The following is a 20,195-nucleotide window of genomic DNA, read 5'->3' as shown; positions in this document are numbered from 1 at the left end:
TGCTCAATCCAGGGAGCTACCGTAGTTATCAACATGAGAACCTCCACTGATTCATGGTTTGTTTTTGTCACTGGATGTTCAGCTTAGCATAAAAATTTCAATTGTGGAAATGTGTCCAAAGTTAAGCCGCACAGGGGCCCATAAAAACACGTTTTTGTTCACCATTTCCAGCTTCAAGCATAATCAGGGATGTTAACCCGATCGGGGACCTTTCATCAAAAATCTGCAATGTGAGTTTTTGATACACGTCAAGATCCTGCCTGATCTGTTGGGATCGGTTTGCCTGCCCCTGAGCGATATATGATGCTTCCAGACTGAGAGTGTCATATTTATTGTCAGGGATATTGTTCTTGTCAGTAGCAATCTCATGAGCCGTTTTCGCCGCCTTGAACAGGAGTTCATGGTCTCTTTCCAATTGTTCAATAATCAGTGCTTTTACGATTGCCTTATCCTTGAAATTCATTAAACCCTCACTGAACGTAACCTGCAAAATCTTGTCATCAAGACACCTGCGAACACATTGTGTTTCAACAAAAGTACGAATGCAAACACCCGTGTATGATGTTCAATCATCCATTTCCAGTGGCACGATAATAACAGTCTGGAACAAAAACCAATCTTTTTCGCTTGCGATCTAAACCCGAATTTTACAAGTGAATACGCTGGTTACGCAAATTCAGCAACCAGAATTCCCCCAAGGGAATACACAATGTTTTTATCACTCATCAGGAATAAACCATGTCCATACCAATAAAAAATAAAACAATGCATGCCCGAAAACGAATCGCCATGGTGGCCCATGATCATAAAAAACAGGAATTGCTGTCATGGGCCCTTCAACACAAAACAATGCTGGAAAAACACGAATTGTTTTCCACAGGCACCACCGGCAAACTATTGTCACAGCACTTGAATCTGCCCATCACAGGGTATCACAGTGGTCCCTTGGGTGGTGATCAGCAGATTGGTGCCCAGATTGTCGAAGGCCACATTGATTTCCTGATTTTTTTCTGGGATCCCTTGTCGCCACAACCGCATGACCCTGATGTCAAGGCACTCCTGAGAATCGCGTCGGTATGGAACATTCCCATTGCCTGTAATCTGGCATCCCTGGATTTTCTGACCTCATCTCCGTTCATGAATGACTCTTATGAACGTCAGGTGCCCGATTTTGATGCCTATCTGGCCAGAGAGATTCCGATGAATTGATCAGTTTTTTTGTTCAGGCTTGTTACAGGGCTGTTCACTTCTCTGGTAGGACGGGACTACGTGCCCGTCAAAAATACGATTTTTGGCGTTTGCGGGGCATGTAATCCCCGCCTACCATCCGGTTGACGTTCAAAATAAGGAGAAATGAACAGCCCTGAGGCTTGTTGGCGTAGCACAATGGTTGGGTTTGAAAAAATGTCATAGGAGACCATAGTCATCGTTTCACCGATTTTCAGGCGATAGTCTAAAGCAACTACCGGAATCTTTACGGAAACATACCTATTGAAGACAGTAGCCCAGGTATCGCCGTCCCGATGACTAGCGAAACGATGACTATAGCAGTAACTCACATCAGGGATTAATTATGTTGAGCAACCAGACCAGAAATCGGGTGCAGACAATCATGCCGATCAGTGCCACAGGATAAACCGTAGCGTAAGCGGATGCCGCATGTGGAGTGTCAGACAATGATGTGGTTGAGGCCAATCCGGGAGTACTGGTCATCCCGCCCGTCAACACCCCCAAGGTTCTCAAAAATCTGATTTTCAGGAAATAATAACAAAAGGGGAATCCCAATATCATGGGAATCAAAGTCACAGCAATGCCCGATACGAACAATCCCATGCCCTGCTCCTGAATGGTTTGAACAATCGACGACCCAGCATTGGTCCCAACGGACGCAAGGAACAGCACCAGGCCCAGTTCCCGAATAAAATTATTGCCTGTCACCGGAATATCCCAAACCAATGGACCTGTGCTGTAAAGGTATCCCAGAATCAGTCCCGCAAACAGAACTCCACCCGTAATGCCCAGGGTCAGTTCTCCCACACCGGGTAAATAAACAGGCACAATACTCACGACAAAACCAATCATCATTCCAAGCAGAACGGTGAACACATCCGTACCATAAACGGATTTGACATCATTCCCCAGCAGTCGGGCAATATTATCGATGGATTGGGAATTCCCCACCAGATGCAACACATCTCCCATTCTTAAACGGATGCTGGCACTGGCAGGAAGATCAAACCCACTCCGTGTCAATCGGGAAACCCTCACGTTGAAAGTACTGCCGAAATTCAATGAACTGATCGTGTTGCCAATCACCCTTCGTTTGGAAACAAGAATCTGCCGAACCACCATATCCCCGTCAAAATGGATATCCTCATCGGTTCTACGGCCAACCATCATTTCCACTTTCTGGAGATCCTCTTCGGTCCCGACAATTCTCAATCGGTCGCCTTCCTGCAATACGGTGTTTCCAGAAACAAGGTGCGCAATATTTTCTCCGGACCGCTGCAAACGCGTGATGGAAACCGGCGCGATATGGTCCAGTTTGATTTCCATCACCATTTTATTGAAAATGTTAGGATTGTTCACCACGATATGATGATACGTGACAGGTGGATGCTGAGCGGAAATTTCTTCCTGAATCTGCTGTTCTTCATGGGGAATATCAATTTTGAGAATTTGTGGCAGCAACTTGACAAACAGGATCACACCAATAACACCAAAACTGTAAGTCACGCCATAGGCCGCGGCGGCATTTTTGCCAGTCGTCAGATCCACCGCAACCGCCAGGCCCGGAGTACTGGTCATGGCTCCGGCAAACAAACCAGCGCCGACCCCACTGCCATAGCCAAAAAATAGACAGACGCCAATGGTGGTGAGCATTCCCGCTACGACAAGAAAAAGTGCGCCCAGTGTGAGCGTCAGCCCTTCACTGCGAAATGAGCTGATAAAACCCGGCCCTGCCTGAAGTCCGATAGAGTATATGAAAAAAACTAGACCAAGTGTCTGGAATACCGATGGAATTGTGTAGCCTAAATAACCTGACAACAATGCCACAAAGATCACTGCCGACGAACCCAGTTCAAAACTTTTATATTTCAGCTTTCCAATCGCCAGCCCTAAAATCACGACAATCAGCAACACAAACACAGGCTGTTTCAGTAATACCATATCCATCCATCACCAAAAATTTCACGGAACGCATTGTGACCCAGGTCAGTGATTCAAACCAAACAAGCCACACATACTGATTTGCTTATAACATCTTTATTTTTGGTAACGCAAGGGACGCTATCAGGTTTTTTTGACTCATAGTCATCTGAAGACCAGTCCACGGCATCATCTAAAGATCCTTAAATGTTGAAAAAGCATTGACAATTTATTGTGAGACAGGCATTTTTCGGCGCTTCACCTTGGCTGTGATTATAGAATTTGATCATTCGCGTGAATGATTGAGCAGAAACAATAATTAATAACCTTTTCCAGACTGGTTCTTACAACTGGTTTGTTATTACTAAATGAGTGATATGTCAGAAACTGAAACCCTTTCAAACAGCACCCCCGAGCAATCCCAATCCAACCTTGTTTTTATTGAAGAAAATGAGGATTTTGAACAACTTTACGATTCCACGCTGACCAGACTGGTAGAACAGGAAATCACCGTTGGAAAAATCATGGAAGTCAGCAAAGATTACGCGTTTGTTGATATTGGCTACAAATCCAGAGGCCTGGTGCCTGTTCAGGAATTTCTGAATGAAGATGGTGTGATTGTCGCCAATGTCGGTGATGACGTGGAAGTTTATGTGGAAGCCCTTGAATCAGAAGATGGAGTGACCATCCTTTCCAAGGATAAAGCCGTTAAACTGAGAGTCTGGGAAACCATTGGCCAGTTGCATGAAGAAGGCGGTGTTGTCAGAGGAACCATCATTGCCCGGATCAAAGGCGGATTGTCTGTCGATATCGGCGTCAAGGCCTTTTTGCCAGGATCTCAGGTGGATCTGCGACCTGTACGCAATCTGGACAAACTGCTTGGGGAAAAATTTGAATTCCGCATCCTTAAATTCAACCAGAAACGAGGCAATATCGTGCTGTCACGCCGTGCCCTTCTGGAAGTCGACCGCGAAGAACGCCGCAAAAAGACGCTTGAAATCCTCAGAGAAGGTGCTCTCATCAAAGGTCATGTCAAAAATATCACTGACTACGGTGTATTTATTGATTTGGGCGGAGTCGATGGATTGTTGCATATCACGGATATTACCTGGGGACGAATTGTTCATCCTTCAGAAATGTTTGCCATGGGTGACGAAGTGGAAGTCATGGTTCTCAAATATGATGCCGATGATCAGAAAGTTTCTCTGGGCCTCAAACAAAAATCAGCAAACCCCTGGAACAATGTGGCAGAAAAATATCCTGTTGGAACCCGCATTGGTGGCAAAATTGTCAGCCTTACCGATTATGGCGCATTCATCGAACTCGAACCCGGTGTGGAAGGTTTGATTCACGTTTCAGAAATGTCATGGACCAAGAAAATCCGCCATCCTTCCAAAGTGGTACAACTCAATGATGTGGTAGAAGCGGTTGTCAAGGAACTGGATGTCGAACGCAAACGAATCTCTCTCTCCATGAAAGAAGCTCTGCCTAATCCATGGAAACTGGCGATGGAACGCTACCCTGTCGGAAGTGTCGTTACCGGTAAAGTACGCAACGTCACCGATTTCGGTATCTTTGTCGGATTGGAAGAAGGGATTGATGGACTCGTTCACATTTCTGATATTTCATGGGGCCAGCGCCAGCGCAAACCTTCTGAATTCACCAAGAAAGGTGATGAAATTGAAGTCAAGATTCTGAATATTGATGTCGATCAGGAACGTCTGTCTCTCGGTATCAAACAGTTGACAGAAGATCCATGGAAAAATCTGGATGAGAAATTCCCACTCAATAGCGAAGTCACCGGCAGAGTGGTCAATCTGACCGATTTTGGTATCTTTGTGGAAGTCATTGAAGGCGTGGAAGGTCTGGTGCATATTTCAGAAGTAGACACTTCAATTCCCAAGGGCAAACTGGCAGAATTCTATCCTGTTGGAACAACCGTGATGTCACGAGTGATTAAAATTGATCCTGAAGAACGACGTCTTGGCTTGAGCATCCTTGAAATAGTTGGTGCCGTTGTGCCTCCTGTTCCGGCTACGGCTCCAGTGGAAGGGCAGCCTCAGGAAACATCCAGCGAAAAAGCCGCTGAATAATTATTTCCGTTGACGGCCAGTGTTTGACTGGCCGTTTTCCTTTCCCCCGTCACCTGCCCCCGATTTTTTTATTCCTTCACCACCTATTGAGGGAAAATTATGACCATTCCCACTCATCCTGAAATCCTTCAGGCCTCACAGCATTTATTAACACATTATCAGCAAAAATATCCTGAGGTGTCAGGAACCTATTTTGAAGATGAATCCTGGTGTTCAGGATTTCGGCTTCATGCCCCCGGATTCCGTGAAAACAATGGCCCGCTGTTTCTGCATCATAACAGACCCGTGACCAATGTGATGATCCTGATCCATGGCTTATCCGATTCACCGTATTACATGAAAAGTATCGCGACCTTTTTGTATCGCAAAGGATTCAATGTCGTGTTGCCGTTGTTGTCAGGGCATGGCCTCAAGGAACCGAACCTGGCCATGAAAGATGACCATTTGGCAGAACACTGGACCGCCGATGTCGATGCTGCTATCCATGTTGCCAGGATGCTCGGACAGCAGATTTCAATGGGAGGATTATCAACCGGGGCCACCTTGAGTGTGAATGCCGCATTGAGACAACCTGATTTGATCAATGGTGGATTATTGCTGTTTTCCGCAGCTCTGGATATTGGCCTGCGCAATGAGTGGTTGGGAAAAACCTTGGCGTGGATTCACTCGGGAACTCAGGCATTGAGAGAAATGTTGCCATCCATTGAAATTCCAGACACAGGAACAGCCATAAATCCATTGACACAGCTTGTACGAAACCCCATGGCAAAATGGCTTGGAAAAACTGACATCCCCTTGGAACAGTTGGGACTCTTTGCTCGGAACATGATGAAATGGGTGGATGGAGGATATGCGGGTCAAGGTCCGAATCCCTACAAATATCCCACCGTGTCCTATCATGGCTCCTGGCAGTTGATTCGACTTCTCATGGAAAATGAACGGCTCGCCCGTAACACAAAATTGATTCAACCTGTATTCGCGGCCCATTCCATAGCAGATCAGACGGCTCTGCTCAAAGGAGTGATCCGTTTATTTTCGAAACTGAATGGACCCTCTTATCTGTTTTTGATTGAAGAAACCCCGCCGGTTCCACATTCCTGTATCGTGCTCGAAAAATCCATTCGACTCCACTCAGAAATTTTGCCAGCCATGCCGGAACCCACCGCCAATCCACGGTTTACTGACATGATGGAAAGTGCCTATGGTTTTTTCAAAGCCTGCGGTATTATTCCTGTGAATCTTGCGCATTGAAGGCTACCAAGCTGTCTGTTGAGTGCTACGCCTAATGTAAGAAATGTGCAGGATATTGGAGAATTGAACTGTCATCCGTCACAAGAAACAGATCATATTCCAGACTTTGACACACCAGGATTCGATCAAATGGATCTTTGTGAATCGCAGGTAAAAGTTCCAATTTCACCAATTCACTTCCTTGTAATGGCGCCAATTCAATAGCGTGTTCCTGGAGTTTTTGGATGATGAATTTGTGATAAGGAGGCTCCATTTCCAGTTTGCCCAGTTGTGCTTTTATGATCATTTCCCAAACAGAAGCCACACTCAGATAAACCTGATTTTCAGGGTTTTCAATTTTTTCCTGCCAAATGGGAATCAGGCGTTGATCATCATTGATGTACTAAAAATATGAGTATCGAGCAATAGCCTCATAAAGCGCCAAAGCCTTCAAGAATATCATCCGGAAGTGGTTCAAAGAAAGAATCAGGCATCGTGATTTGTCCTTTAGCCAATCCATGAGGTCGTTTGGTTATTTTTTTTTCGGAAGTGGATTCCACCGGCAAAATGATGATTTCTAATGGCTTAAATTGAAACTCAAGAGGAAGTTCGATCAGAATTTTATCTTTGTCTGAAAAAATAATTTGACGCATCGCTTTCATAAAAATCCTGTGGTTATGAGGGTTGCGCAAATTGTATGGACTTCATGTAACGACTGATGCTCATCATTAATCCGATGCTCGGAAGGAGTCAAGGAAACAGGTCGTTGTAATGCAGGCTCATGTTCACAATCCTGAGATTAAATATCGGAACTGACATCATGGCTGAAAACCATCCAATCGTTGCCTCAAGCACAACAAATCACGGATTATCAGAATGGTAAATGGGATCACACCTTGATGTTCACACTCGGGGTCGGCTTGGCTGTTGCCTGAGCACTGACCTGTTCCAGTCCGCCCAATTCGTTGACCATTTCGATTGCGCCAAACATCAATTGTTCACTGCCGTGATCCTGCATCATTTCAGCAAAGGAACGGTGAACACCTTCAGTAGATTCCATCATTTCAGCAAATTGCGGGTTTTTGAGCAGGGCAAAAATTTTCAGATACTGCTCGTTGTCATTGATCATGTCTTCCACCTTGTCCCCCAGATCCTCAATCTTTTCAAGATCCAGTTTCTGGTATTCTGGAATATCCCTGATCAGGTTCCTGGCAGAACTATTCAGCTCCTCAATTCTGCGGGAAATGGTTTCTCCGATTTGTTCAGCGGCAGCGCCGGTCAATTTTCCACGACGGGCTACATTTTCATAACTGGATATGACCATGGCGTAAGATCGTCGGATCACCATCGGCTTGTCTGAGGGCTGAACATTATTCAACTGGGGGTCTGTCAGCGGCATTTTTTTCTGGTTATTCAAGGAGGAAGATTCCAGCAGATCCAGGGAAGAAGATTGTTCCTGTGTCTTTTTCTGTGGGGTCTTGTTGCCCTGATTGATGGGGTTTTTCAGGTTCGGAGGTAGTTTATTCCGGGTTTGGGACAGTTGCATAGCGCCTCATCACAAATTGTTGAATCCATACTCATGAGAAACGCCATACAAAATTTTGGCCAAATTCTCTATTCCCAGCCAAATGTTGCAGGGGGTTTATGCGTTACATCATAAAATACCGCTTCAATTCCGGCAATCTTCCCAATTTCATGCGCCAACGGCAACACGACATCCCAGGCGATTTTCGCGAACTGGGCCGTCATGACATCCTCAGAACAAACCGGTCGCAACACAATACATTCTCCGGTGTTTCCTGAAGCGATAGGCAACAGGATCACCAGCAACTGAAACACCTCACGCATCAAACCTGCCTGCTTCAATGCCCGGGTCGCAAGATCATCCGCTTCCCGCAACAGATCTAACCGGTCACTGGTGCAATAGGCTTCATGAATTTTCAGGTCTGGAAGCGTCTCAGGATAAAGCAGTGTCACTACCCGATTGACCGCACGCAAGGAATTGGTAATAGTGGTCGAAACCTGTTCCAGCAGATCCCAGTCTCGGGGACCGATCAGCACGGCAGGATGTGTGTAAGTGCGTTGATCGCCCTGAACCCCCACTGATTTTACGGGCAGGATTCCGGATTCAAAGCTGTCAGGAACCACAGCTTTCAGTTGTTCTACAGCACTGGCAGACAGAAGTGTTTCATTCCCTGTGGAACAAAGCACATTGATGGAAAGTCCCGGTCCGGGAAACGGATGCCGCCAGACAAGTTCATCAGGTAATCCCAGTAGAGCGCCTACTTGCCTGACTTCATCCTTGTATAACTCTTTCAAGGGTTCAATGACCAGGCCTTGCTGAATCAGATCCTGCACGGCCTGCACCCGGTTGTGATGATATTTGATCACTTCAGAATGTTCTGTTCCTCCCGATTCAATAATGTCTGGATACAAGGTGCCCTGGCCCAACAGCCAGTTTGCCCCCTCTAAACCCAGTTCCTGTACAAACTGATCCCGTATCTGGATAAACGTTGTTCCTACACTTTTGCGTTTTTCCTGAGGATCCACCAGCTTACCAATTTGTTTAAGAAACATTTCAGAACTGTCACTGAGCCGAATATTCTCAAATCCGCATTGGTGGTAACGGTGCATGATTTTCTGTGCCTCATTTTTTCGCAGAAAGCCGTTATCAATCAGCAGTCCCAACACTTTTTCATGCCCCAGCGCATGATTGAGCAGAGCAAATGCCACCGACGAATCTACGCCTCCACTGAGGAACATCAGCACTTGCCTGTCCTTAACGATCCGACGAATTTCCATGATGGCTTCATCAACAAACTGTTGCATGGACCAGTTGCCCTGAATTTCACAGATATTGATGAAATTGTTCAGAATGGCTGTTCCCCATACAGAATCCTTGACTTCAGGATGGAACTGAAAAGTGAAAATGGGCAATGCTTTGTGTTGCATCCCCGCAACCGGACATTGGACCGTCCGGGCAATCACCCTAAAGTCAGCAGGGACGATCGTAACACTGTCCTGATGGCTCATCCATACCTGACTGCTGTGAGGAACGCCTGCCAGAATCGGTGACTCCCCGGCGAGTTCCAGTTGTGTTTTACCAAATTCTCCCTTGCCTGTATTGGAGATGGTTCCGCCAAACTGCTGACCAATCAGTTGATGGCCATAACACAGGCCAAGCAGTGGAAGTTTCATGGATAAAATTTCAGGATTGAAGGCTGGAATATTTTCAGCAAAAACAGACGCGGGGCCTCCGGATAAAATAACGCCTTTGGCATGTTCCAGTTTGGAGATATCCACCGAGGGCGAAAAAATTTCGGTATAAACACCCAGATGACGGATTCGCTTGGCGATCAGATGGGCATACTGACTGCCAAAATCCAGAACAGCAATGATTTCCTTGTGCATTCAAATTCCTCGTATAAAGTTGACGAACTTTTCGGGTAACCGCAAAATCAAGCGATCAAGCTAGCGATTGATGGCAAAATTTCAAATCAAAAGGAGCGTGTTATGTTTGGCATAGGACTGCCGGAACTGATTCTGATTCTGATAATCGCACTGATTTTTATTGGACCACAGAAACTTCCTGACGTTTTACGGGCAGTGGGAAAAGGACTGGTGGAGTTCAAACGGGCAACCAATGAACTCAAACACACGGTTCAGTCAGAAATGGACAAGGTCAATCATGAAGCGGGAATCAAGGAACTTCAGCGGGATATTCAAACAGATTTTGGTGGAGTAGCCTCTCAGTTGAGGAAAATCACGGGAGAAAACAAAAATCCGGGAGATCAGCTCGAAAAACTTGCCAGCATGATTGAAAAAAAGAAACCGGAAATTAACAGTGACATTGCGGCCGCAAACAGCACCACACAACCGATTGATGCTACAACAAATATTCCGTCATCGCCTGTTGAAACCACAACCAATAAACCGTCACCTCCTGTTCAGCCTGCTACGGACCCCTCGTCCGGTTCTTGAAAGAATTCCGCGTATCGATTCATTGAATGGTTCCTGTGTCATGAGGTCAGTGCCTGTAAAATGGTACTGACGCATCAATGCTGACAGGAACGAGGCATGCCTTTCAAAATTTTTCTGATAGGTTTTCCATTCATGATGAGTGATCTGTCGTCGCAATTCCGGAGTTTCCAGATCAAAATATTCGGAGGTTTGGCTCACAGGATTCACTTCTTCGGCGTCAAGAATCCTGAAAAATGTGACATCTCTGGCGCGGGATCCTGCCATTTGTGCCCAGTTTGACAATTCGGTTTCAGAAACCAGAAAATCAGAAACAACAAACAAATGATCCACAGGGGGAATCATGGACCAAACCATTGTGAAATCCTGAGGGTTTTCCTGAACAACGCGCAAGTCGCTCAATTGAGATGTAACCTGGTTCAATCTTTTTTTAGACGAGGCAGGAATTGACGGGGGCACAGCATCATACAGACCCGATAAACTGAAGGCGTCGCCCTGCCTGTAAAGCACATAACTCAGGCTGAATCCCAGCAACAATGCGGTATGGAATTTTGTGCAGGGCGCCGAAGCGGATTGAAACAGCATAGACCTTGAATTATCCACCAACACCAACACCTTCGCCCGATTATAACGATCTTTCTGCTTGACGTATAAGCGGTTGGTGCGGCCAAGCACTTTCCAGTCCAGATCCCTGATATTGTCGCCCTGACGATATTCCCGGTATTCCTCAAATTCCAGTCCCTGCCCTTTGTGATGGATCAGATGAAAGCCGGATTGACGTTCATGCACTGAAGGGGCAAGCAAAATATGCAACTGATTGAATTGACGAAGAAGTTCAGGAGATTGCAGAGAGGGGGGCTTGGTCAGGTGCTCGGGAGTGAATCGTCTTCCAGAGATCCGGGATGAAAGGTTGTTTAGACGAAATAGAACACGGTTTACTCCTTCTGTAGCCACGCCCTGATCCGGAACTTTTTTCATGAGTGCTCTGTTTCAGGCTACTTCAAATTCAATATTTCGAGGGTTCCCCACTCGTTGGGAGGCCTTCAGAATCTCAATTTTGACAACATTGCCTTCTTTATCATAATCCAGAATAATTCCGGGTTTATCTTCATCACTTTCATCAATTTTCGCATCAGAAAATCTGATAACCAAAGCATCTACGTCTTCATCATATTTGACTTTCATATATTTCCCCAATATTTCTGAACTTTACTCGTACGGTACGTGCTGATAACAACCGGTGGATCTTTTGTAAAATTTACAAATATTCGAAGCAAATATATTTTTTCATTACAACGGACCCTGGATTGACATACTGTTTCATCTATTGTGCGATTGTATCTCTGCTCAGGGTTCTCAATAACCGCTGACACCATTTGCTCTGAGATATCTCTATCCGCCATTTGTTCTTTTGCATGGTCAGAAAAATGAATTTCCATATTATTAAACGCTTTTGAGCGCTGATTTCCAGCCAGTCATTCTTTATAAGCTTTAACATAGACAGGCTTGTTTTGGCGAACATAGCTGACGATTCTCACGGATGTGCTTTCCAACAGTCCGGATGAATTAAAAAATACTATTTGAAAGTCAACCTCCGCACCCTCAGGCAATTCGTAATTGGAGTTATTACGACCGCTGTTGTACTTGTAATATTCCTTGATCTGCTCCAGTCCCCATGTTGAGAGTTCTTCTTCCTTGAGCACATTCCCCGCATAGACCACTGCGGTTTCCAGAGTTTCCCTGTTTTCATTCAGCGCAAAACCTTTCAGTTGAATCCAACTGATTTCATCGGTGGAAGGAAAAAGATTTCGCATTTTTCCCTGTATCACAAACAGGGTTTGCTGTCCGGGAAGATTTTTAATCCGATGGCCTTCCAGTTTTCCCACAAATTCAAATTGATGCGGCGAATTGCCACCCATGGTGGAATCAAGCAGTCCCAGATAAAAAATTCCCCATGAAATTCCGGCAAACATAACCAGAATCACGGCCATGATTCCTGCGAGTCGGCCCCAGGGAACAGTTTCCTCACTTTCATCCACAACCGGCAATGTCGCCGCGACCGGAATATCAACAGGTGGCGTGGGTTGAGATTTTGTGCGTGTTTCCGCGGCAACCTCCCGCAGGGGTGGGATCTTGGGAATTTCCGGATTTTTTGGTGCAGGTGTGTTGGTTGCTTTGGCGGCAATGGCCTGCAAATCAAGCTGGGAATCTTTGAGTTTTTCGGCAGAAATTTCTTGTGTGGCAGGTTTCATGACTGGGGATACCACAGGTTGTTCCGCATCAGGATTCTGGTGAGATTCAGAGATATCGGTTGTTTTTCCTGAAACATTCGGAGTGATGAACAGTTTTTGTTTCTGTTTGACGTTCAGTGGTTTGGTCTGGACGTTTTCGTCACTTTCCCATTGCACCGATTCCAGATAGGCTTTTTCTGCTTCAGTAGGTAAGGTGAGTGATCCCGGACGTGTCCTGGATTCTTTGGAAGAATCATCCGGAGTGAATAAAAACTGGCATTTGGTGCACTTGACCTGTGAGGCCCGGTTCACGCGTGATTCATTGACACGATATCGAGTCTGACAATTAGGACATTGGATGGAAACCGTGGATTCCATGGAATTCTATGATGAAATCAGGGGTGAGTCAGAGGAGCAGACATGAGATACAACACGCTGCCCCGAAAAATTATAGGTGGTTGTCGCCGTAATTTTCACCAAAATGTGACATCAAAACAAAGCCGAAAGTGCCAACAACACAAACTCCGGCGATAATGGCGGTGATCGTAGCAATACCCATAGTGCGTCTCCTTGAATGCAGGTTAAAAAAATATTTTTCAAAATCTAAACGAATCCATCAGCATTTCAAGTTTTTATCTTTGTGATCAATTCTGCTTTTTGTTGCTTGCCAACTGTTCCTGTGAATTGCTATCAATTAAAGACACACTTCTTCAAGTTTATTTGAAACTCTTTTAAAGTATCCCATGCGCTTGCTCAAATCGATTCGCTCACAGATCACACTGGGTATTGGAGGCATTGTCCTGTTGATGGTGGTTTCTTCGGGTGTCGGAGTTTATGGGTTGCAAAGTGCTCGAAACGGGTTTGAGCAGTATCAGCAACTGACCAATGAATTAACCACGCTCAATAAAATTGAATCCAGCCTGCTGCAATCATGGATCACTGCCGCTGAATATATTGAACGCTCAGAAGAAACGCTCAAAGAGGCATTTTTTGCCAGCAGAATTCTGCTTCGTCAGGAAATTGCGGACTATCAACGTGAGGTAGAACAAAATCAACTCCGGCAACAAAATGCGGCTGTCATTGTCCGGATTTCAGATGTCTATTTTAATAATTTTAATGATATCTCAACCTTGAAACGGCTCACCGAAGAAAAGCTCAGAGAGTTGAAAAATATTCAGGAACCCAAACTCCAGAAAATGTTGTCTGATCTCGGCAATGAGGCCCGACGTGCTGATGATACACTGTTGATGTACCAGTCAGCGACAGCCGAACAATATTTTCAGGATGGGTTTGTGTTGCTTTCCCAATATACTCATTCAAAAAATATGGATGAAGGAGAGCAGGCGTTGAAAAATTTTAACACCGGATTCAGCATCCTGGAGGCGGTGGAACAATCTCTTCAGGTTGAGAGCATTAGCAAAAAAGTATTCGACACTAAAACAATGGCGGATTTTTATCTCAATTCCTTTCAACAGCTCCATGCCAAAATACAGGAACTCAGCTCCCAGATTGTAACCTTCAGACACAACATGGATTATTTGCATGCCACCATCGCCAGCATGCGTGAGTCCATCAAGGAAACACATGCCCGGGTTGAGCCCCTGTTGATTCAGGATAACAATCAGTCGGTTATTGTTGTATTGGGGCTCTGTATTCTTGTGAGTGCCCTTGGCCTGCTGATCTATCTGCTGGCTTATACGAAAGTTGGTCTCCCCATTCAGACGCTTACAGAAAAAGCGCATTCAATCACTCTGGGTGATTTGCAGGAAGAAAAATATGATTCGATTTTGATACGGCAGGATGAAATTGGTGATCTTGCCAGATCCTTCCGATTTCTGCAGGAAAGCATGCGTGAAAAGGCAACCATTGCGCATAAAATCGCCAGCGGGGATTTGCTTGTGCGGGCAATTCCAATATCGGCCAAGGACGATCTCGCGGTTTCACTCAATGATATGATCGACGCCCTTCTTCGCTTCAGGCAGGAAAGCGCGACGCAGGACTGGCTGAAAACAGGACAGAATCAGCTCAGTGTCGCGATGTCTGGAAGTTTGAACGTGGGTGCGCTTTGTGAAAATATCCTGAAATTCGTGTGCGACTATCTGGAATGTCCGGTGGGTACGCTATATCTCGTGCGGCAATCTTCGCAGGAGCTGGAATTGAAAGCAGGGCTTGGTATCAGCCACACAGTGGCGAAAAAACTGATTCCGATTGGCGAAGGGCTGGTGGGAAAAACTGCGGAAACTCGCAAAAGTCAGCACCTTAAAGCTGTTCCCGGAGAAGCCTTGATGATTGAATCAGGCATTGTCAAAGGCCTGACTTCTGAGTTGTTTCTCTTTCCTCTTCTCAAAGGTGAAACATTGATCGGTGTGCTGGAGTTGGGCAAATTTACTTCGTTCACCCGGGAGCAGAGGCACTTCATTGAGGTGATTTCGTCCCAATTGGCCATCAACCTTGTGTCCTCACAAGGCAGTCAGATAACCCAGGATTTACTGCAACGGACACAGGAACAGTCTGAAGCACTTCAACTGGGCCAGCAGAAACTCCAGAAAACCAATGAGGATTTACAGGAACAAACCCGCAATCTTCAGCTCAGCAAAGATAAATTGAGACAACAGCAGGAAGAACTCAAAGCGTTTAACGAAGAACTGTCTCAGGCAAAAACCGCACTGGAGCGAAAAGCCGCAGAACTGGAACTGGCAGACAAATACAAATCCGAATTTCTGGCAAACATGTCGCATGAACTCCGGACTCCGCTCAACAGTATGTTGATTCTGTCCCGAACACTGCTGGACAATGATGAAAAGAATCTCAGTCCAGAACAGTTGCAATCTCTGGTAATTGTTCATCAAAGTGGCACAGACCTGTTGAATTTGATCAACCAGATTCTCGATCTTTCAAGAATTGAGTCCGGCAAGGTTCAGGTGTTTGACGATGTGGTTGTGCTGGAAGATGTTGGTATGCGGATGCAACAGATCTTCAGGCACATGGCAGAAGAAAAACAACTCCAATTCCGGTTTTCTGTGGATCCCTCCTTGCCGCATTCTATTCTGACCGACCGTCAGAAACTGGAACAGATTCTGAAAAATCTGATTGCGAATGCCATCAAGTTCACTCATCAGGGACACATTGAAGTTATCTTTGAAGCAACAACATCGTCCGCAGAAAACAAAGCAATTTCTGAGGACGTGTCTGAAAAAATCTCGATTTCAGTCAAAGACACAGGTATTGGAATCATGAAAGATCAACTGGAACTCATTTTTGAGGCCTTTCATCAGGCTGATGGCAGCATTACCAGAACCTATGGCGGCACTGGACTGGGTTTGTCTATTTCAAAAAAACTTGGAGAACTACTGGGTGGCAAGATCACTGTGACCAGTGACTACGGTGCGGGAAGCATGTTCACTCTGATTCTACCCCTAAATATTCCGAATGTTGAGGCAACGCCAAGACAGAGCACTGTTGAAACCTTACCTGACACAGAAAAGGACGCTGATGATCCAAATGAAGATATGCCCCTATTGCCAGACAACCGATTGCTGGGGAAGTCTATTTTAATTGTTGATGATGACATGCGTAACGCTTTTGCGCTTGCCACGGCTCTCGGGAAATTTGGAATGAAACCTTATAAAGTGGCCAATGGACAAAAAGCTCTTGATTTTCTAAAAACGCAGGAAGTGGATTTGATGTTGCTGGATCTGATGATGCCTGAGATGGACGGTTTGGAAACCCTGAGGCAGCTTCATGAGCGACAACGTCCGCAAAAACTTCCTGTCATTGTCCTGACCGCCAGAAATGATCTTGAAAGTCACCAGTCCTGTCTGGATGCGGGAGCAAAGGTGTGCTTGTTGAAACCGTTCAATATGTCCGTATTGATGCAATATTTGACACTGTATTTGACTGAGAATGAACGGGTATGACTGTCGGTGGCTCAACAAAGTCTCAATTCGTGTAAGTGTTCAGCCGTCAGCTATCAGTTTTCAGAAATTCTCAAAGTCTGGAAGCCTAACGATATTTTCTGCTATTGAGTCATAATGCTTTTGAGGCGCATAAACACTGAAAGCTGAATACTGAAAGCTGAACACTTACCAATTCGTAAACGTCCCTACCCATAAACGCATAATTAATTAATCAGGTAAAAATGGAACAACCCATCAAAGTTCTTATTGTCGATGATCATGCTGAAAACCTGTTTGTGCTTGAATCCATCTTGAAGCGCTTGAATGTGAGAGTTATCAAGGCACAAAGTGGCAATCAGGCGCTAACATTGATGCTGGAACATCAGTTTGCTCTGGCGATGCTCGATGTTCAGATGCCACGGATGGATGGTTATGAACTGGCAGAGTTGATGCGCAGTGATGAGCGTTGCAAGGACATCCCGATCATTTTTGTCTCAGCCATTTTTTCGGATGATTTCCATGTGTTTAAGGGCTATCAATCCGGTGCGGTTGATTTCATTTCAAAACCGTTTAACCCGGAAATCCTGTTGGGAAAAGTCAGAGTCTTTATCAATCTGGCAGAACAACGGCAACAACTGGAACGAGCTATTCTCGAACTGGAAAAATCCCGTTTTCAGTTAAAAGCACAAAATGAACAGATGCATGAAGATTTGGTGCTTGCGGGGGAAGTACAAAACACAATTTTTTCCAGAGTCGCCTCAAGCAATTTTCTTAAAATGGCAGTTCATTATCAGCCCTATGAGCATATTTCAGGCGATGTTTATCATGTTCGCCCAAGTGGTGAGGGTGGCGTGAATCTGTTTGTTGGAGATGTCACCGGACATGGTGTCGCGGCGGCCCTGATCACTGTGATTATATCCAGAATACTGGATGAAGATCTTCACAGACTGTCTACTTCCAAAGTACTGGAAAAACTGAACAAGGTTTGCAAACACAAACTTCCCCTTGATCGCTTCATGACCGGTGTTTGTTTGCGAATTCAGGCTGATGGAACCATTCAGTATTCTTTTGCGGGTCATCCGCCGATGATTCTGGTTCCAGCACAAGCCGAGGCGCCTGTGCTGTCACTCTGGGAACAGGGACTGATGCTGGGAGTCGCAATGGAATCTCAATATGAAGAACATACCTTTCACATGCAGCATGGAGACAAACTGTTCATGATGACGGATGGTCTGATGGAATCACAGGCATATCCTCAACGTATGAACCACGATACGATTTTGCAGTTGTTTGAAAAGACACGGCATGAAGATCTGGATACCATGATGAAAAATATTCTGGAATCCACCATTGAACGTCCGGATTTCAAGATACAGGATGATGTGACTCTGGCTGGTATTGAATATTTGGCATAATATCCAATGTTACTCTTTAGGAGGATTGCGTGAAATTAGAAAATCTGGGAGATGTTCAGGAAGAGATCGTTGGAGAGTTCAATATATACCAGTTTTTTATCCAGTCACGACTGGCCGAGTATATCAGCGATGACATGCTCAGGGAAATCAGCAAGGTCGCGAAAATCTGTGAATTTGACAGGGGTGCGGTGATTCTTCAGGAAGGAACCTGCAATTCAACCTTGTATTTTCTGGTTCAGGGAGCACTCAGAGTCACCTGGGAAAACGAATATATTTATTCTCTCAGACGCAGTGGTGATGTGATGGGAGAGAACAGTGTGCTCACGCAGACACCCTGCATGGCAACTGTTACCGCGGAAACATCTGTGATGCTCCTCTCGGTAGAAAAAAACAGCATCCATCCCTCAGCAAATATTACCAAAGATCGCTTTGACGCGATTTTTTATCAACTCCTGGCCACCGTGTTGACAGACAAACTGAAAATGACCACCAACAAAGCAGGAGAATTGGGAAAAATCAATGTGGACCCGTTGACACACTGCCTCAGTCGAAACAAGTTGTTTTACGACCTGGAACATGAACTGAAACAATGGAAACAACTTTCCATGATCTATCTCAAAATTGACCGCTTCAATGAAGTCAATGATGGTTTAGGTTTTGATGCCGGCAATGTGGTGTTGCAGAAAACCGCAGAATGCCTTCAGGCAATGTTGCCACAAATCGCCAGAATCTACCGGTTTTCAGGGGCCGAGTTTGCTATCTTGCTTCCAAAAGACCAGGCCATGGCCGTCAAATTATCGGAAACCATCAGGGAACATGTCCAGGCCACCACCATCATGTATCAAACCTCACGAATTGTGATCACACTTTCCATTGGCATCGCGGATCATAGGAGCGGTGATATTCTGAAGAATGCCCATGCGGCACTGGGAGAAGCCAAACGTATGGGCAGGACCATCGTTTATACCAGTGAACTGGGAACGGAAAATTATCATCGGAAAAAACTGGAGGAATTTCACACGGTCAAAACAGGCTTTGAACACAACAGTTTCTTTCCGGTATATCAGGGAATTCGTGATAACCGGAAACAGAGTCCAACCTATGGCCAAATTGTAAAATATGAATGTCTGATGCGGCTTCAGACTGACGCAAAGGTTCTTTCTCCATATTTTTTTCTCGGAGCCCTGGAACGTTCAGGAGAAATCACACGAGCCACACGTATCATGATCATGAAAAGTTTTGAATACATGTCACGGTTTCAGTATGAGTTTTCCATCAACCTGACAGAAAAAGATCTCATGGATGAAACAATGCTGGAATTTGTGCAATTTCAGCTTGCCGGTAACAAAGTGGCACCGGAACGGGTGACGTTTGAAATTCTTGAAGGAGTGAGTTCACTGGCAACAGGGAATGTGATCAAAATCCTGCATGAACTACGGAAAATCGGCTGCCGGATCGCCATTGATGATTTTGGCGCTGAACAGTCCAACATCAGTCGTCTGCTGGATTTTGCTCCGGATTACATAAAGATTGACGCAAAGTTCATCAAGAACCTGCCACAAGATAAAAACTCAAGAATCCTGGTTGAAAACATTTTTGATCTGGCCTTGAGAATGGGCGTGGAGGTGGTTGCGGAATTTGTATCCAATCAGGAGATTCAGAATATTCTGGAAGAAATTGGCGTACACTATTCCCAGGGGTATCTGTTTTCAGAACCGTCTCCGGATATACCCCTGTTTCATGTTCCCCATTAAAGCAATCGGGAATGTTCGATCTTGATACATTTATTCATGACTACCAGAATCCCCGCATCACGGGCCACCCCGGCCGCTTGTTCGTGAGAGAGTCCGAGTTGCATCCAGACACAGCGAGGATTGAGCTTCAGGGCTTCCTCCACAAGGCCTGGAATTGCTTCCACATTTCTGAAAATATCCACAATATCGACACGTTCAGGAATAGCATGCAGAGACGCATAGGATTTCTGGCCCAGAATTTCTGTAGCTGAAGGATTTACAGGAATAATCCGGTATCCATGCCGCAACAGGTACGCGGCGACTTCATGACTGGGTCTGGCAGGATTGTCAGACAGGCCGACAACGGCAATAGTTTTGGTATTTTTCAGCAATTGCTGGATTTCTTCATTCGTGGCTTGTAGAACAGACGTGGACATATCATTTCTCCTGAAAAAAGGTTGACGTTCTG

At 45.4% G+C, this 20,195-nt stretch carries 18 protein-coding genes; 7 read left to right on the top strand and 11 right to left on the bottom strand.

Going from position 1 to position 20,195, the window contains the following annotated elements:
- Positions 1–121: 121 nt before the first annotated feature.
- Positions 122–463 (bottom strand): hypothetical protein, encoded by a 342-nt coding sequence (locus tag HQM11_19905; protein MBF0353302.1) that lies wholly within the window; start codon positions 461–463, stop codon positions 122–124.
- Positions 464–738: 275 nt separating this feature from the next.
- Here HQM11_19905 and HQM11_19900 point away from each other — a divergent pair, with 275 nt between their 5' ends.
- Entirely contained in the window at positions 739–1,209 is a 471-nt protein-coding gene (locus HQM11_19900) for a methylglyoxal synthase (GenBank protein MBF0353301.1), read from the top strand.
- A gap of 351 nt (positions 1,210–1,560) precedes the next feature.
- Here the strand turns inward: HQM11_19900 and HQM11_19895 are convergent, their stop codons facing one another.
- Positions 1,561–3,171: a transporter gene (locus tag HQM11_19895; protein ID MBF0353300.1), complete on the bottom strand. Its 1,611-nt coding sequence runs from the start codon at positions 3,169–3,171 to the stop codon at positions 1,561–1,563.
- Between the two features lie 347 nt (positions 3,172–3,518).
- On the opposite strand from HQM11_19895, the gene HQM11_19890 reads away from it, so the two are divergent.
- Together HQM11_19890 and HQM11_19885 are read left to right on the top strand one after the other, a co-directional pair.
- A complete protein-coding gene (locus HQM11_19890) occupies positions 3,519–5,243 on the top strand; it encodes a 30S ribosomal protein S1 (protein ID MBF0353299.1) in 1,725 nt (574 codons plus the stop codon).
- Between the two features lie 99 nt (positions 5,244–5,342).
- Positions 5,343–6,494 (top strand): alpha/beta hydrolase, encoded by a 1,152-nt coding sequence (locus HQM11_19885; GenBank protein MBF0353298.1) that lies wholly within the window; start codon positions 5,343–5,345, stop codon positions 6,492–6,494.
- 31 nt (positions 6,495–6,525) lie between these two features.
- Here HQM11_19885 and HQM11_19880 read toward each other — a convergent pair whose 3' ends face one another.
- From HQM11_19880 to guaA, 4 genes are all read right to left on the bottom strand, one after another.
- A complete protein-coding gene (locus HQM11_19880) occupies positions 6,526–6,798 on the bottom strand; it encodes a type II toxin-antitoxin system VapC family toxin (GenBank protein ID MBF0353297.1) in 273 nt (90 codons plus the stop codon).
- Positions 6,799–6,904: 106 nt separating this feature from the next.
- Positions 6,905–7,135, bottom strand: coding sequence for a hypothetical protein (locus tag HQM11_19875; protein ID MBF0353296.1), 231 nt, complete (start codon positions 7,133–7,135; stop codon positions 6,905–6,907).
- A gap of 227 nt (positions 7,136–7,362) precedes the next feature.
- Positions 7,363–8,019 (bottom strand): hypothetical protein, encoded by a 657-nt coding sequence (locus HQM11_19870; protein ID MBF0353295.1) that lies wholly within the window; start codon positions 8,017–8,019, stop codon positions 7,363–7,365.
- Positions 8,020–8,087: 68 nt separating this feature from the next.
- Positions 8,088–9,884, bottom strand: coding sequence for a glutamine-hydrolyzing GMP synthase (guaA, locus tag HQM11_19865; GenBank protein ID MBF0353294.1), 1,797 nt, complete (start codon positions 9,882–9,884; stop codon positions 8,088–8,090).
- 102 nt (positions 9,885–9,986) lie between these two features.
- Here guaA and HQM11_19860 point away from each other — a divergent pair, with 102 nt between their 5' ends.
- On the top strand, positions 9,987–10,454 hold the full coding sequence (locus HQM11_19860; GenBank protein ID MBF0353293.1) for a twin-arginine translocase TatA/TatE family subunit: 468 nt from the start codon (positions 9,987–9,989) through the stop codon (positions 10,452–10,454).
- Here HQM11_19860 and HQM11_19855 read toward each other — a convergent pair.
- Genes HQM11_19855 through HQM11_19840 form a run of 4 tightly spaced genes read right to left on the bottom strand, consistent with a single transcriptional unit; the run spans position 10,410 to position 13,060 of the window.
- Positions 10,410–11,429 (bottom strand): DUF58 domain-containing protein, encoded by a 1,020-nt coding sequence (locus HQM11_19855; protein ID MBF0353292.1) that lies wholly within the window; start codon positions 11,427–11,429, stop codon positions 10,410–10,412. The genes HQM11_19860 and HQM11_19855 overlap by 45 nt on opposite strands.
- Before the next feature lie 12 nt (positions 11,430–11,441).
- A complete protein-coding gene (locus HQM11_19850) occupies positions 11,442–11,636 on the bottom strand; it encodes a DUF2283 domain-containing protein (GenBank protein MBF0353291.1) in 195 nt (64 codons plus the stop codon).
- Entirely contained in the window at positions 11,633–11,890 is a 258-nt protein-coding gene (locus tag HQM11_19845) for a DUF4258 domain-containing protein (GenBank protein ID MBF0353290.1), read from the bottom strand. Before HQM11_19845 ends, HQM11_19850 begins: the two co-directional genes overlap by 4 nt.
- 36 nt (positions 11,891–11,926) lie before the next feature.
- Complete coding sequence (locus HQM11_19840; protein ID MBF0353289.1) at positions 11,927–13,060, bottom strand: zinc-ribbon domain-containing protein; 1,134 nt, start codon at positions 13,058–13,060, stop codon at positions 11,927–11,929.
- A 365-nt stretch (positions 13,061–13,425) separates the two neighbouring features.
- Between HQM11_19840 and HQM11_19835 the strand changes: the two genes are divergently transcribed.
- The 3 genes from HQM11_19835 to HQM11_19825 all read left to right on the top strand — a co-directional run bounded on the left by HQM11_19835 (position 13,426) and on the right by HQM11_19825 (position 19,747).
- Positions 13,426–16,599, top strand: a complete 3,174-nt coding sequence (locus HQM11_19835) for a response regulator (GenBank protein ID MBF0353288.1) — start codon at positions 13,426–13,428, stop codon at positions 16,597–16,599.
- A gap of 221 nt (positions 16,600–16,820) precedes the next feature.
- On the top strand, positions 16,821–17,993 hold the full coding sequence (locus HQM11_19830) for a SpoIIE family protein phosphatase (GenBank protein ID MBF0353287.1): 1,173 nt from the start codon (positions 16,821–16,823) through the stop codon (positions 17,991–17,993).
- A gap of 29 nt (positions 17,994–18,022) precedes the next feature.
- Complete coding sequence (locus tag HQM11_19825; protein ID MBF0353286.1) at positions 18,023–19,747, top strand: EAL domain-containing protein; 1,725 nt, start codon at positions 18,023–18,025, stop codon at positions 19,745–19,747.
- Here HQM11_19825 and HQM11_19820 read toward each other — a convergent pair.
- Positions 19,744–20,163, bottom strand: coding sequence for a CoA-binding protein (locus HQM11_19820; GenBank protein ID MBF0353285.1), 420 nt, complete (start codon positions 20,161–20,163; stop codon positions 19,744–19,746). The genes HQM11_19825 and HQM11_19820 overlap by 4 nt on opposite strands.
- Positions 20,164–20,195 lie beyond the last annotated feature (32 nt).

The organism is SAR324 cluster bacterium, from assembly GCA_015232315.1.
In the GTDB taxonomy this organism is placed as follows: Bacteria; SAR324; SAR324; order SAR324; family NAC60-12; genus JADFZZ01.
This window is presented reverse-complemented; position numbering and strand designations above follow the sequence as displayed.